The organism is Parapedobacter lycopersici (assembly GCF_024643285.1).
Classification (GTDB): domain Bacteria; phylum Bacteroidota; class Bacteroidia; order Sphingobacteriales; family Sphingobacteriaceae; genus Parapedobacter; species Parapedobacter lycopersici.
Map to the genome: position 1 here is coordinate 249,264 of NZ_JAMSLW010000006.1, position 14,363 is coordinate 263,626.

General features: G+C 50.0%; 15 protein-coding genes. 11 read left to right on the forward strand and 4 right to left on the reverse strand.

The annotated features are described in order from the left end of the window. The first annotated feature begins 21 nt into the window (after positions 1 to 21). The 6 genes from tilS (at position 22) to NEV57_RS13840 (ending at position 4,808) form a co-directional block, all read left to right on the forward strand. Positions 22 to 1,353 carry a tRNA lysidine(34) synthetase TilS gene (gene tilS / locus NEV57_RS13815; RefSeq protein ID WP_257658920.1) on the forward strand — a complete coding sequence of 444 codons (1,332 nt, stop codon included), beginning with the start codon at positions 22 to 24 and terminating at the stop codon, positions 1,351 to 1,353. A gap of 2 nt (positions 1,354 to 1,355) precedes the next feature. Beyond that, positions 1,356 to 1,835 (forward strand): hypothetical protein, encoded by a 480-nt coding sequence (locus NEV57_RS13820; protein ID WP_257658921.1) that lies wholly within the window; start codon positions 1,356 to 1,358, stop codon positions 1,833 to 1,835. Positions 1,836 to 1,950: 115 nt separating this feature from the next. Further along, positions 1,951 to 2,238, forward strand: a complete 288-nt coding sequence (locus tag NEV57_RS13825) for a DUF4834 family protein (protein ID WP_257658922.1) — start codon at positions 1,951 to 1,953, stop codon at positions 2,236 to 2,238. A gap of 27 nt (positions 2,239 to 2,265) precedes the next feature. After that, entirely contained in the window at positions 2,266 to 3,378 is a 1,113-nt protein-coding gene (recF, locus tag NEV57_RS13830) for a DNA replication/repair protein RecF (protein WP_257658923.1), read from the forward strand. Next, a complete protein-coding gene (locus tag NEV57_RS13835; protein WP_257658924.1) occupies positions 3,375 to 3,665 on the forward strand; it encodes a DciA family protein in 291 nt (96 codons plus the stop codon). The genes recF and NEV57_RS13835 overlap by 4 nt, the downstream gene beginning before the upstream one ends. Before the next feature lie 108 nt (positions 3,666 to 3,773). Continuing rightward, positions 3,774 to 4,808, forward strand: a complete 1,035-nt coding sequence (locus tag NEV57_RS13840; protein WP_257658925.1) for an LLM class flavin-dependent oxidoreductase — start codon at positions 3,774 to 3,776, stop codon at positions 4,806 to 4,808. A gap of 382 nt (positions 4,809 to 5,190) precedes the next feature. Here the strand turns inward: NEV57_RS13840 and nhaA are convergent, their stop codons facing one another. The 4 genes from nhaA to sucC form a co-directional block, all read right to left on the reverse strand. Next, positions 5,191 to 6,381, reverse strand: coding sequence for a Na+/H+ antiporter NhaA (nhaA, locus tag NEV57_RS13845; RefSeq protein ID WP_257658926.1), 1,191 nt, complete (start codon positions 6,379 to 6,381; stop codon positions 5,191 to 5,193). Positions 6,382 to 6,423: 42 nt separating this feature from the next. Beyond that, the gene (locus tag NEV57_RS13850) at positions 6,424 to 7,044 is read right to left on the reverse strand and encodes an L-threonylcarbamoyladenylate synthase (RefSeq protein ID WP_257658927.1); all 621 of its coding nucleotides are present in this window, start codon (positions 7,042 to 7,044) and stop codon (positions 6,424 to 6,426) included. A gap of 42 nt (positions 7,045 to 7,086) precedes the next feature. Beyond that, positions 7,087 to 8,532 (reverse strand): asparagine--tRNA ligase, encoded by a 1,446-nt coding sequence (asnS, locus tag NEV57_RS13855; protein WP_257658928.1) that lies wholly within the window; start codon positions 8,530 to 8,532, stop codon positions 7,087 to 7,089. Positions 8,533 to 8,657: 125 nt separating this feature from the next. After that, complete coding sequence (gene sucC, locus NEV57_RS13860) at positions 8,658 to 9,848, reverse strand: ADP-forming succinate--CoA ligase subunit beta (protein WP_257658929.1); 1,191 nt, start codon at positions 9,846 to 9,848, stop codon at positions 8,658 to 8,660. A gap of 80 nt (positions 9,849 to 9,928) precedes the next feature. Between sucC and NEV57_RS13865 the strand changes: the two genes are divergently transcribed. From NEV57_RS13865 to NEV57_RS13885, 5 genes are all read left to right on the forward strand, one after another. Then, positions 9,929 to 10,579: an ABC transporter ATP-binding protein gene (locus NEV57_RS13865; RefSeq protein WP_257658930.1), complete on the forward strand. Its 651-nt coding sequence runs from the start codon at positions 9,929 to 9,931 to the stop codon at positions 10,577 to 10,579. 15 nt (positions 10,580 to 10,594) lie between these two features. Continuing rightward, positions 10,595 to 11,092, forward strand: coding sequence for a hypothetical protein (locus tag NEV57_RS13870; protein WP_257658931.1), 498 nt, complete (start codon positions 10,595 to 10,597; stop codon positions 11,090 to 11,092). A 32-nt stretch (positions 11,093 to 11,124) separates the two neighbouring features. Continuing rightward, on the forward strand, positions 11,125 to 11,769 hold the full coding sequence (locus NEV57_RS13875; RefSeq protein WP_257658932.1) for an HAD family hydrolase: 645 nt from the start codon (positions 11,125 to 11,127) through the stop codon (positions 11,767 to 11,769). After that, positions 11,766 to 13,205 carry a S41 family peptidase gene (locus NEV57_RS13880; protein ID WP_257658933.1) on the forward strand — a complete coding sequence of 480 codons (1,440 nt, stop codon included), beginning with the start codon at positions 11,766 to 11,768 and terminating at the stop codon, positions 13,203 to 13,205. The genes NEV57_RS13875 and NEV57_RS13880 overlap by 4 nt, the downstream gene beginning before the upstream one ends. A 78-nt stretch (positions 13,206 to 13,283) precedes the next feature. Continuing rightward, a complete protein-coding gene (locus NEV57_RS13885; RefSeq protein ID WP_257658934.1) occupies positions 13,284 to 14,297 on the forward strand; it encodes a LacI family DNA-binding transcriptional regulator in 1,014 nt (337 codons plus the stop codon). Positions 14,298 to 14,363 lie beyond the last annotated feature (66 nt).

The following is a 14,363-nucleotide window of genomic DNA, read 5'->3' on the forward strand; positions in this document are numbered from 1 at the left end:
ATATCGCGTACCTTTGACAATATGAATATACAGGAACGGTTTGTTCATCAGCTGCGCACGCAGGCACTGTGCACACCGGCTGACCGCATTTTGCTGGCGGTAAGCGGGGGCAGGGATTCCGTTCTGATGGCCACCCTGTTTGTGCAGGCGGGGTACCGCGTTGGGATTGCTCACTGTAATTTTGGCCTGCGGGGGGAGGCCTCGGATGCCGATGAGGTACTGGTGCATAACCTGGCCCGGGAATTTGAAGTACCCTTTTACCGGGCTGCGTTTCCTACGGCGGACTATGCCAGCCAGCAGGGCATTTCCATCCAGATGGCTGCCAGGGAATTGCGTTATGAATGGTTTGAAACTACCCGCGCTACGCAGGGGTATGATTATATCGCCGTCGCCCAGCATCAGAGCGACAGCACGGAAACGGTACTGTTAAACCTGGTGCGGGGCACCGGACTGGCCGGGTTGGGAGGGATTCAGCCGAAACGGGGGCGGATCATCCGGCCGTTATTGTTTTTAACAGGCGCGGAAGTGACGGAAGCCGTAGCGCAGCTGGGTTTGGCCTATCGCGATGACGAATCAAATTACGCCACCAAATACGCCCGTAACAAGATCCGCCTGGAGGTGGTTCCCCGGTTAAAGGAACTGAATCCGGAGCTGGACCGCACCTTTGGTGCAAATATGACGCATTTTGCGGCGGCTTACGAAGTGGTACAGCATCATGTGGAGCAGTTGCGTAATGAGCTGTTCAAGCCGTTGAACCCGACGTCATGGACCATCCCGATTGATCTGCTTTTGGCGTTGCAGCCCCAGCAGTTCCTGCTTTATGAGTTGTTCCGCCCGTTTCATTTTACCGACGCTGTGCTACGCGACCTGGCCGGGGCATTGCCGGGCAGCATCCCGGGGAAACAGTTTGCCTCGCCTACCCACGTACTGCATGTCGACCGCGGTCAGCTTATCCTGGTCCCGGCCGGTGGAAGTGACGGGAAATCTGCCGTGCTGGAATCACCGGAAGCCGGGGTCCGCTGGGCAAATTATCATTTTAAGGCAACGCTGACAGACGATGTGGCCATACACCCACATCCGCACGCCGTTCAGCTGGATGCTGATAAGCTTATCTTTCCGCTGGAAATCCGCAGCTGGCAACGTGGCGATGTATTCAGGCCCCTGGGGATGAAAGGCACCCGAAAGCTGAGCGATTTTTTTATTTCGCTGAAAATCCCCCGATACCAAAAACAGGAGGTACCCCTGGTCGTCAACGGCAATGGGGATATCCTGTGGGTGGCTCCTTACCGGATGGCCGATCACTATAAAATTACCGCCATAACGAAAAAAGTACTTACATTAGCGTGCAATTAGGCATGGAGGAAAAACCAATATTTACGGAAAACCAGTACCTGGGGCGCGATCGCGGGTGGGTAAGTGTGCGGTTGGTGCTGGCGTTGTTTTGTTTTATCGCATATTATATCAATATTGAGCGCGAAAGCGAGAGCCAGCTCTTCCTGTTGGTTGGTAGCGCCATCCTGGTGGTATCCATCATCATGATGTACATGCTCCACTACCGCATTGTGGTGGTTAAGGGCAGTATCCGGCTGAGTGGGTTATGGACTACACGGCTGGTAAAGATCGACCTGAACAGTATTGTTAAAATAGAGTGCAAGCCTTACAGTAAGTTCTTTATTAACAACTCGGTATATAACCTCCACCAAAAGGGGCGGATTAAATTTTATGCGGGCGGCAAGGATGCAGTTTGGTTAACTGACCGCGACGGGCTGGTTTATATCATTGGTACACAGCGGCAGGTCGAGTTTGAACAGGCCGTGCATCAGGCCAAGGCCTGAACAGCGGAATTGTCAGCGCGGCGTTAAAGAACGTAAAAATCACCGGCCCTTCGGGGAAAATCTTCTTTTTTCTTTTATTTTTGGTTAAGTTTGTGTCATTAACAATTGAGCAGCTATGGGATTACTGAAATTTTTGCTTGTTGCGATTGCGATTTTATGGTTGGTACGTATGATTGTACGGCTGATTTTTCCGTATGCGATGCGTAAGATGGCAGAAAAAGTGATGAGCAACGCACAACAGCAATATCAAAACGGCAACCCCTACCAGCAACAGGCCCATCGGCGGACCGGACCTGACGGAAAGGTTCATATTGACTATGTACCCCCACAGCAGACCAAAAAAGGAGCGAAAAATGCCGGTGAGTTTGTGGAATTTGAAGAGATTAAATCGTCTGCCAAATAGCCAGCAAAACGCCTATCTTTGTAGGGTATGTGGCTGAAGCAACTCTCTGTCCTCAACTTTAAGAACTACGCGGAGGCCGCGTTGGAATTTGTGCCCGAGGTAAACGCCTTCACTGGCGATAACGGTGCGGGAAAGACCAACCTGCTCGATGCCATTCATTACCTTTCCCTTTGTAAAAGCTACTTTAATCCGATTGACTCGCAGCAGATCCGCAGTGGGGGTGACTGGTTTATGGTACAGGGTGTCTTTGAGGCAGCCGGCCAGGCCGACACGGTTTCCTGCAGCCTGAAACGCAACCAGAAAAAGCAATTCCGGAAAAACAAAAAAGAATACACACGACTGGCCGATCATATCGGTCTTTTTCCGCTGGTGATGGTCTCGCCCAGTGACTCGGCTATCGTAACCGACGGGAGTGAAGAACGGCGGCGCTTTATGGATCAGGTGCTGTCGCAGACCGATTCACATTACCTGGATGAGCTCATCGCATATAACCGCTGCCTGATCCAGCGCAACAGCCTGCTGAAACAGGCAACCCGCGGCTCCAAACTGGACCTGGGGCTGCTGGATGTTCTCAATATGCAGCTGGTGAAATCCGGGGAAGCTATTTTCGAAAAGCGGCAGCTTTTTATGGACGCATTCATTACGGAATTCAACCGCCATTATCAGTTTCTGACAGATGCAGCGGAACAGGTTTCGCTGACGTACGAGTCGCCGTTGATGCAGGGGTCATTCATGGACCTGCTGGAACAGCAGCTGGACCGCGACCGGTTATTGGAGCGTACCACCGTTGGCATCCATAAAGACGACCTGCTGTTTTCCATCCACGACGGGCTGGCGCTTAAAAAATTCGGTTCACAGGGACAGCAGAAATCTTTTTTGATTGCCCTTAAACTAGCCCAATATAGCTTTTTGCAACAGCAGAAGGGTTTTAAACCATTGCTGCTGCTGGATGATATTTTTGATAAGCTGGACGATAAGCGGATCCGGAAGCTGATGCAGATGGTGTCCGACGATGATTTCGGCCAGATTTTTCTTACCGGCACTAACGCACAGCAGATAAATCGTATCTTTGGTGAGATAAACCGGAAAGCGCGCATATTTGAAATCGAGGCGGGTACGGTTAACCCGGAAACGACATGAGCAGAGGGTCAGACATCACCATCAAAGAAGCAGTAGAGAAAATGCTCGAAGTGTACAAACTTCGGCGTAAGTTCGATGAAACGGCGTTAATTGCCGCATGGCCGGAATTAATGGGACAGGCTATTGCTAACCGGACCAAACGCCTGTATATCCGCGATCGCAAGTTATTCATCAATGTGGAATCGGCAGTAATCAAAAACGAGCTGCTGCTCATGCGTTCACAGATTATCGGGCGGATGAATGAGCACGTGGGGCAGGTGGTGATCGAAGACATTGTGCTGTTATAATGCATATGCTACCTCCCGGATACCAAGGGACTGCATTTCTTAACCTAGGTTAAAAATTGACCGATTAACCTCCCGTATATTTGTTGCATATCAATAGAAAGGCATATTATGGAATTAGGCATCAGTATGTTTGGCGATCTGCACATCGATCCGGTTACCGGGAAAACGCAATTGCCACAGCAGCGATTACAGGAAATTATCGAAGAGATTAAATTAATGGATGAGGTGGGACTGGATTACTTCGGTATCGGTGAACATCACCGGCCGGACTATGTAGTGTCCAGCCCCGAGATTATATTGGCGGCCGCGTCTACCGTGACCAAGCGGATTAAACTGGGAAGTGCGGTTTCGGTGCTGAGTTCATCTGATCCGGTCAAGCTTTACCAGCATTTTTCGACAATTGACCTGCTTTCAAATGGCCGCGCCGAACTCATGGCTGGCCGGGGAAGTTTTACCGAGTCTTTTCCGCTGTTCGGTTACCGGCTCGAGGACTACAATAAACTGTTTGAAGAGAAGCTGGATTTACTGGTGAAGATCAACCGGGAAGATCGGGTTACCTGGGAGGGTAATTTCCGTGCGGCACTCAACAACCAGCAGGTTCTTCCCCGTGCATTGAACAATCAATTGGCTATCTGGGTTGCCGTTGGGGGTACACCGGCCTCTGTGGTCCGTGCTGCCAAGCTGGGGCTGCCGTTGATGATTGCCATTATTGGCGGATCACCACAGCAATTCCAACCGTTTTTTGAACTCTATAAAGAAACGTACATCGCCAGCGGACACGATGTGGCCAACTATCAGGTGGGCATACACGCACATGCATTCTTTGGTGAAAACGGTCAGGAGACCGCCGACCATTATTATCCGATCTATGCCGCACAGATGGACCGTGTGGGACGGTCACGGGGGTGGCCTCCCTATCAGCGGACGCAGTTTGATTTTGGCCGGTCGAAGCCGGGAGCGTTATTCATCGGTGATGCCGAACAGGCAATTGACAAGATACTGCATGTGCAGGAAATGTTCGGCTTGACCCGTTTTGCAGCACACATGGATATGGGGGCGCCTGATCACCGGGATATGATGAAATCCATTGAGATTTACGGTACAAAGATTGCCCCGAGTGTGCGTAAAGCCCTGGAAAAATAGGTCGCCGGTTACCTGGTGATTTCCGTTACTTTTTCTTCCGCCACTGCAGGATAATTCCCGTTATGCTGCAGTGGCTTTTCGGAAAAGCCCAATAGTATCAAACAAACAAACCTGATAGCACGGCCTGCAACACGGGCCGGGTTTTCGGGAAATATTGGTGGAGTTTGGTGGTGCCGAATCAAGCTGCTTTTTGATGTCCCAGATGCTTTCACCGGTGATCATGGCTTTTCCGCGGACATTCTGCAGGAACACGGGCTTATCCATTCCCGCATGACCGGCAATAGCTCATCGCTGGCCAGGATATATACTGAATCGATCCCGGGATAACGCCGGGGTGTCCGGTTGTGAGACGGAGACACTGGTTAATCAAAGGAACGGAAGTTCAACCATTGGCAGATGATTGCTGGTTTTTTTTAAGGTAATATGCACCCAGGTTCTTTAAAATCAGGTAACCTGCCACGCCCGATACCAGGGAAGCGATCAGAATAGCGAATTTGGCTTCCGTTTGGTGGCCGGCATCGCTGAAAGAAAGCAACGCAATAAAGATAGACATGGTAAACCCGATCCCTCCCATTAAGCCGATGGCCAGCACTTGTACCCAGGGCGTGCCTTTGGGGAGTTCACTGATTCCCAGCCGTACGGCAATCCATGAAAACAGTGTAATTCCAAGCGGTTTACCCAGCACGAGCCCGGCAATGATTCCCAGGCCCAGTGGGCTGGCAAGCCCTTCAACCATGCCGCTTTCAAACCGGATGTTGGTATTAGCCAGGGCGAAAAGGGGCATAATAATGAAATTGACTGGGGTGCTGATGGCATGCTCCACGGTCTGGATTGGGGAGGGGCCACCCTGTTTACCTTTAATGGGTATGGCAAAAGCGGTGAGCACACCGGCAATTGTAGCGTGGATGCCTGAATGATGGATAAAATACCAGATGAAAAGACCGGGTAGCAGGTAAAGCCAGATGGATTTGATGCCCATCCGGTTCATGAACATCATCAATAGGAAAATGCCCAGGGCATAGAGCAGGTAGGTGCTCTGAAGTTCCGTTGTGTAGAAAACCGCGATGACCAGTATGGCGCCGAGGTCATCCACAATAGCCAGTGCGGTCAGGAAAACCTTCATTGCGATAGGAACGCGGTTGCCCAGGATGGATAATATACCAATGGCAAAAGCAATATCCGTGGCCATGGGGATTCCCCAGCCGTGCTGCGTTTCGGTATGACTATTCAGCAACACATAAATACCGGCGGGAATCAGCATACCGCCCATTGCGGCGAAAAAGGGTAACGAGGCTTTTTTGGCAGATGAAAGCTGTCCGTGAGCAAGTTCCTGTTTAATTTCAATTCCTACCATCAGGAAAAACACAGCCATCAGGCCGTCGTTTATCCAATTCAATAGGCTGTATTTCAGGTGTATGGAAGGTGTCTCGAAGCCTACTTGGCGACCCAATAGTGCTTCAAACCCCGCTCCCAGAGGAGAATTGGCAATGAGTAGTGAAATAATAAGAAAAACCAGCAGTGTAATGCCACTTGCGGAATCTGCTTCGAAAAATTGTTTGATTTGTTTGCGCATGAACGGAGCTGAAGTTACGGGTTCGAGTTATGAACGCCTAATTTACAAAAACAAACCCAGATCTCCCTTGCCTTCCCGCATAATTTCAAAATCGCCGGAAGTTACATCCACGATGGTGGAAGCAATATTGCCCCCATACCCGCCATCAATAACAATGTCAACCAAATCGCCGTATTTTTCATGAATAAGTTCCGGGTCTGTGGAATATTCAACGATTTCATCTTCGTCATGTATGGATGCCGAAACAATGGGGTTTGCCAGCTGATGCACAATTTCACGTGCGATGTTATTGTCAGGTACACGGATCCCGACCGTCCGCTTTTTATTGCTTAGCAACTTGGGGACCTGTCCACTAGCATTGAAAATAAAGGTAAACGGTCCAGGTAACGCCTTTTTCAGTACCCGGAACGTTGCCGTATCAAACGACTTGGTGTATTGGGCAATATCCGTGAGGTCATAGCAGACAAAGGAGAGATTCGCTTTCTCTGGTTTAAGTCCCCGCAGCTCGCATACCCGTTCGATTGCCCGGTGATTACGGATATCACAGCCAAGGCCATATACCGTGTCTGTGGGATAAATGATCAGTCCGCCCCTTTTCAGGACATCCACGATCTGCTGGATGGCCTTCATGTTAGGATTTTCTTCGTATAGTTTAAGTAGCATACGCTGTTATCGACTAATCACCTGACACCGGCTCACCAACAGTTAGAATTCCGCATTGTTTGGCGTCCTCGGAAATGGAATGACGTCCCGGATGTTGGTCATGCCGGTTACGAAAAGTACCAGGCGCTCAAAGCCCACCCCGAATCCGGAATGTGGTGCCGTACCAAACCTCCGTGTGTCCAGAAACCAATCCATTTCGTCAGTCGGAACACCCATTTTATGCATTCGATCAATTAATTTGTCATACCGCTCCTCGCGTTGCGAACCGCCCACCAGCTCGCCGATACCGGGAAATAGGATATCCATGGCGGCAACGGTTAATCTTCCTTGATCATCGGGTTCGTTCATCCGCATGTAAAACGATTTGATGTCTGCCGGATAATCCGTGAGGATAACCGGTTTTTTGAAGTGTTTTTCCACAAGGTACCGCTCGTGTTCCGATTGCAGGTCGGCCCCCCAACCTTCAATCAGGTATTTGAACTGCTTCTTTTGGTTGGGTTTGCTGCGTTGCAGAATTTCAATGGCTTCCGTGTAGGTAAGCCGCTCGAATTCGTGATCCAGGCAAAAATTCAGTTTGGCTACCAGATCCATTTCCGACCGTTCCTGCTGCGGTTTTGCTTTTTCTTCTTCGAGTAACCTGTTTTTAAGAAACTCGATTTCATCCGGGCAGTGGTCAAGTGCAAAACGGATCACGTACTTAAGCAGCTCTTCAGCCAGATCCATATTGTCTTGAAGTTCATAGAACGCCATCTCCGGTTCGATCATCCAGAATTCGGCCAGGTGGCGCGTCGTGTTGGAATTCTCCGCCCGGAAGGTTGGGCCGAACGTATAAATATTGCCCAGGGCCATGGCACCCAGTTCCCCCTCAAGCTGGCCCGAAACGGTAAGGTTGGTGGGCTTTCCGAAAAAATCTTCTTTATAATCAACCGATCCGTCTTCGTTGCGGGGCGTATGGTCGAAATCCAGCGTAGTCACTTTAAACATTTCTCCGGCACCTTCTGCATCTGAACCGGTAATGATCGGTGTATGGAGGTATACAAACCCACGTTCGAAAAAGAATTGGTGGATGGCGAACGATAGCGCATTCCGCACCCTGAATACCGCATTGAATGTATTGGTCCGGAACCGTAGATGAGCAATTTCGCGTAAGAACTCGAGGCTATGCTTTTTTGGTTGCAGCGGGAATTTCTCCGGATCACTGTCCCCCAGAATTTCCAGCCGTGCTACTTTTATTTCTACCCGCTGCCCCTTGCCCAGGGATTCAACCAGCGAACCGGTGACAGCAATGGCTGCGCCGGTGGTGATCCGCTTCAGCAATGCTTCGTCCATTGTACTGAAATCCACCACGGCCTGCAGATTTCCCAATGTGGAACCGTCATTTATGGCAATGAACTGGTTGTTCCGAAAAGTCCTGACCCAGCCTTTTACCGTCACGGTCTGTCCGTATTCAGTAGCGTTTAAAAGGTCTTTAATACGTATGTGTTTCATGTGCTGTTATCCGCTTAGTATAATGTGTCCGGCTAATTGCCGAGGTATAAAAAAACCTCCAGGTTGTGGAGGTTTATGTTTTACGATCAGCACTGACCTAACGCCGTTTTATGGTAAAACGGGGGTTAAGCCAGTACTTTAGTGACCAGCTCGGCTGCTTCTTTCAGCAGGATGGCCGAATAAACTTCCAGTCCGGATTCGTCGATGAGTTTCTTGGCTTCCTCCGCATTGGTGCCCTGCAGACGCACAATAATGGGAACCGGAATATTGCCGATTTCCTGGTATGCATCAATAACACCCTGTGCTACACGGTCGCAACGAACGATACCTCCAAAAATGTTAATCAGGATCGCCTTCACATTGGGGTCCTGAAGAATGATGTTGAAACCGGCTTTTACCGTTTCCGCATTGGCTGTACCGCCAACATCAAGGAAATTCGCGGGTTCACCGCCGGCCAGCTTAATAATATCCATGGTGGCCATAGCCAGTCCGGCACCATTGACCATACAGCCCACGTTGCCATCCAGCTTCACATAGTTGAGATTGGATTTTCCTGCCTCTACTTCGGTAGGATCCTCTTCCGCAACGTCGCGCAGTGCGGCATAATCCGGATGACGGAAAAGGCCGTTTTCATCTAAATTAACCTTGGCGTCTACTGCCAGTATTTTGTCGTCTGAGGTCTTCAGTACGGGGTTGATTTCGAAAAGTGAAGAATCAGTCGCATCGTAGGCCTTATAGAGCGCTGCCACGAATTTAGTCATGTCTTTAAGGGCTGCACCACTCAGGCCCAGGTTGAATGCAATTTTCCGGGCCTGGAATCCCTGCAGTCCTACCTTCGGGTCGACTTCTTCCTTGAAAATCAGGTGAGGGGTTTTTTCGGCGACTTCCTCAATGTCCATACCGCCTTCCGTTGAATACATGATGATGTTCCGGCCGCGGCCGCGGTCGAGCAGTACGCTCATGTAAAATTCTTTGGTCTCGCTTTCGCCGGGATAATAAACATCCTGGGCAATCAATACCTTATTTACCTTTTTGCCTTCCGGCCCGGTCTGTGGGGTAACCAGCTGCATGCCAATAATATCGGTAGCCCGTTGTTTTACTTCGTCCAGGTTCTTGGCAAGCTTTACACCACCGCCTTTTCCACGTCCACCGGCGTGGATTTGGGCCTTAACGACCACCCAGTCCGAATTGTAATCCGTTTTCAGCTTTTTGGCTGCTTCCACAGCTTGTTCAGGCGTTTCAGCCACGATGCCTTCCTGCACGCGTACACCGAAACTTTTCAGTATTTCTTTGCCTTGATATTCGTGAATGTTCATTTGTGAGAAATTTGGCGTAAAAGTAGTGTTTTAATTGGGAATGGTCAAGGGAAACGCCAAAAATTGGCTACCTTCGCCACATGCTACAGGCGAAAGGGATTTTTAAGTCGTACGGCGCATTGCCCATTCTCAAGGGCGTGGACCTGGATGTAGCCAGGGGTGAGCTGGTGAGCATCGTCGGCGCGTCGGGCGCCGGTAAGAGTACGCTCCTCCATATTATGGGGTCGCTTGATAAGCCGGACCGTGGCACCGTGCGGATCCAGGATATGGATATCGGTACGCTTTCGGCCAAACAGCTGAGTGCTTTTCGCAACGCACATATCGGTTTTGTGTTCCAGTTCCACCACCTGTTGCCCGAATTTACGGCCCTGGAAAATGTATGCATTCCAGCGTTTATTAAGAAAACAGATCGGAAGCAGGCAGAGGAAAAGGCCATGGAACTACTCGATCTGCTCGGCGTGCGTCAGCGTGCAGACCATAAGCCCGGAGCGCTTTCCGGGGGAGAACAGCAGCGTGTGGCCGTGGCACGTGCGCTGATCAACAATCCGTCGATCATTCTTGCCGACGAGCCTTCGGGGAATCTTGACTCCGAAAATGCGGAAGCACTGCACCGGCTTTTTGTGGATTTACGCAACCGGTTGAATCAAACATTTGTCGTAGTGACACATAACGAGGAGCTGGCGGCTATGGCCGACCGCATCGTGCACATGAAAGACGGTTTAATTAGCTAAATAATCGACAGGTACATGGCGCATTATACCTTAATTACCCAGGGCACCAAACCACTCGCACAACGACTGGCACGCCTACTGCCAGCAACACACCGGGTGGTGTTCGGTGCAGCGGATGAAATGCCCGAGGTGTTGCTTCGGAGCGGAAATTACGTGCGCATACCACAAGCGGTTTCACCGGCCTTTGCCCATGAAATGCTGAAGCGTTGCCTGGATAGCCAGGTGGAGGTGCTGATTCCCCTTGGTAAATATGAGCTGAAGCCACTACTGGAAGCAAAGTTGCTGTTTAACGAATATGGTATTCGTATATTATTGCCGGAACAGTCGCTTTTTGACCAGTTAATGCTCTTTGAAAATCCACCGGTTCAGCTACCACTGCATGTTCTCGAAAACGGGCAGCCACTGAACCAGGCCGCTGTGGATATCACCGGACCTATGGATACCGGGCTTTCCGGTGTTTTTATCCTATCTGATTCCGGTGATGAGGCTGCATTATGTTGCCTCGCGGATTAAACCATTTGCTGTTTTCTTAGTTCCAATGGGATATGCTGACTTACCCGGATATTGATGAAGGTAAAAAGGCCGTTATATTTGGCCTTGACGACGTGTTGTTTCCTAAAAAAGACTACCTCTTGCAGGTATACTACCTGTTTGCCCATTTGCTGGAATACATGGAGACTGTACCTCCGGCGAAGGACCTGACGGACTTCCTGAAAACGGCATATGAGCACCATGGCGAATCTGGGCTTTTCAACCGGGCGGCTGATGCGTTCGGTATTGATCCAAAATACCGGGAAAACTTTGACCGGCTGCATATTGCGGCAAAACTCCCGCTGAAACTGCTGTTATACCAGCCGATGCTCGATCTTATGCAGGCGCTTAATGGAGATGGTAAACAAGTGTTTATTCTGACGCCGGACAACCCAGCCATGCAGCTCAATAAACTGAAACACCTGGAATGGAATGGGCTCGACCGTTCGCTGAAAGTGTATTTCCAGGAAGAATTGAAAGCCAAGCGACTTCATCCATTGCATTTCCTGCTAACGGATAACGGCCTCCATGCGTCGGATGCTGTTTGCATCGGTGCCGGTAACTGGAATACAGCACTTCCCAATGGAGGGGAAATTGATCTGATTGACGCGGCACGGTTTGTTCATCCGTCCGGTTCGCAAAAGATAGATACGCCATGAAGCAATTTACCGTAAAACTACTGGTGCTGGGGCTGCTGACCCTCCAGTTTCTGACAGGGTGCCAACGGGATTCCATTATGCCCGAGCTGGAGCGTCCCAGCCGGGGCGATACCAATGAAGATCTGTTGAAAGACTCTGTATATATCTATACCTATTTTTTTTACCTGTGGCAAGATGAGCTGCCCGATCAATTTCCCACGCGGAATTATAACTCGGCCGACGCTGTTTTGGAAGCATTAAAAGGCTACGCCCGGAATGACAAAGGCGATCCTTACGATCGGTTCAGCTTTTTGGACCGGACCGGTACCGTGGATGCAGAAGTCCAGCAAGGGCTATCCGGTAGCTTCGGCTTCGATGTACGGTATCAGAACGATACAGACCTGTATGTGAAAAAGGTTGACCTTCAGTCGCCTGCTTATACCGCAGGGATCAGACGGGGATGGAAGGTTTTAGCCATCAACGGCAATGGCAACCTGTCGCTGGCTTCCATGGAGCAGGATAACTATGCTTTTCTGTATGGCGCACTGGATGGGACAGTCATTGACCTCAAGCTGCAAAAGCCGGACGGCGAATCGGTAACGGTAAGTCTTCGCCGGCAAAGTTATCGGATACAACCGATATTAGCCCATCGAATCTATACTGCGGGGACTAAAAAAGTAGGGTATTTTGCTTTCGATATCTTTGTTTCTACACTTGATTTCAATAATGCATCAACCTATGTGAAGACCCAGCTGGATCAGCTGATGTCCCAATTTGAGGCTGCCGGTATCGATGAGCTGATTGTGGACCTCCGTTACAATGGCGGAGGAGCGGTGGTCACAGCCGATTACCTCGCTAATTTGCTGGCCCCGCCAGCGGTGGGAAACGGCCTGATGTATTCGTATAAGCTGAACGATGAACTTGTCAAAGGTGGATGGCAAAAAGACGTCTTTCCGACACAGTATTTTGATAAGCCTAACGGGCTGCAGCTAGATCGCATCTACTTTTTGGTAACCGAAGGCACGGCATCGGCAAGCGAATTGCTGATCAATACCCTGGAGCCGCATATCGACGTGAAACTGATCGGGGAAAACCGCACCTACGGGAAGCCTGTGGGAAACTTTGCCTGGGATATCATGAACGTCGACCTGTATGCGGTTTCTTTCCAGACATTCAACTCGGAGGGATATGGCGATTATTTTTCCGGATTTCCGGTAGACAGGGTGGCGTATGACGACCTGACCCGCGATTTTGGTGATCCCAAAGAGGCAATGATTGCCGAGGCGCTCCACTATGCCGAAACAGGAAATTTCACGGCGACAGCGCGTAACCTGCAACTGAACAATAGGCAGATCGGTGGTGGAATGGCCAGCCGTTCCAATCTCAACCAGGTGCTCGATCGGCACGGTAACAAAGGAATGTACCGTTTTGACCGGAAAGCGATTCAACACAAATAGCCGGCGTCCATTAATTTTTTGTATATTGCGGTTTTACGAAGTCCGTGCGTCATAACCACGATGCTAAATTTCCATGTGATGAAGGAAGGCAAACCGACAACCATCAAAGAAATCGCAAAACGATTGAAGATCTCACCATCTACTGTATCCCGGGCGCTAAACGGACACCCGAGTATCGGTCTGGTGACGACGATGCGTGTAAAACAGGTGGCCGAAGAGTTAAACTACGAGCCCAACCAGACTGCTATTTTCTTCAAACAGCGAAAGACTTTCACCATTGGGGTGGTATTACCCCGCCTGTCCGAACCCTTTTTTGCTGAGGCGATCAGCGAGATTGAGAACGTGGCCAATGAACGTAAATATACGGTAATTATGGGCCAGTCGCTGGATGATCAGGACCGTGAGCGACGCATTTTGCAGACACTGAAGACCCATCGGGTAGACGGGCTGCTGATGTCGATCGGAAAAAATACACACGACTACAGTTTCGTTGAATGGCTGGAAAGTGCCAATATTCCTGTGGTGTTTTTCGACTGCGTGCCGGATGTTGACCATACCTATCAGGTGGTAAGCGACTTGACTGCGGGTATGTTTGAGGCTATTGACCTGTTTGTGTCCTGCGGGCACCGTGCCATTTCCCTGATTAACGGACCGGTAAAACGCCCGGAGAGCAGGGAACGCGAAACAGCCTATCGTAAGGGGCTGGAACGACAGGGAATTTCCTTTGAACAGGCGTATGTGGTTCATACTGATTTAACCCAACAGGGAAACGAAGCGGCTATTGCCCAATTGCTTACGCTTCCCGACCGGCCGTCAGCCGTGGTATCTTTCAATGATTACGTGACATTGGATGTGATGAAAGCTGTCCGTCAGCGGGGACTTACCCTCAATCAGGATATTCATTTCATCAGTTATGCCAATTATCCCTTGTGGAAATACATGGAAAATCCACCAATGGCGTCGATTGAGCAGTTCCCCGGAAAGCAGGGTAAGAAGGCAGCTGAATTGCTTTTTGAACTGATGGAAGCCAAAGATAAACCACAGCCGTCCAAAACCGTGTTTAAGTCACGGTTGATTCACCAGAACAGTTAGCTAGCTTGATAACTGAATCCTGATTTTCAGGTAATGAAATTAGGTATTAGCGCAGGCGTTTATAAA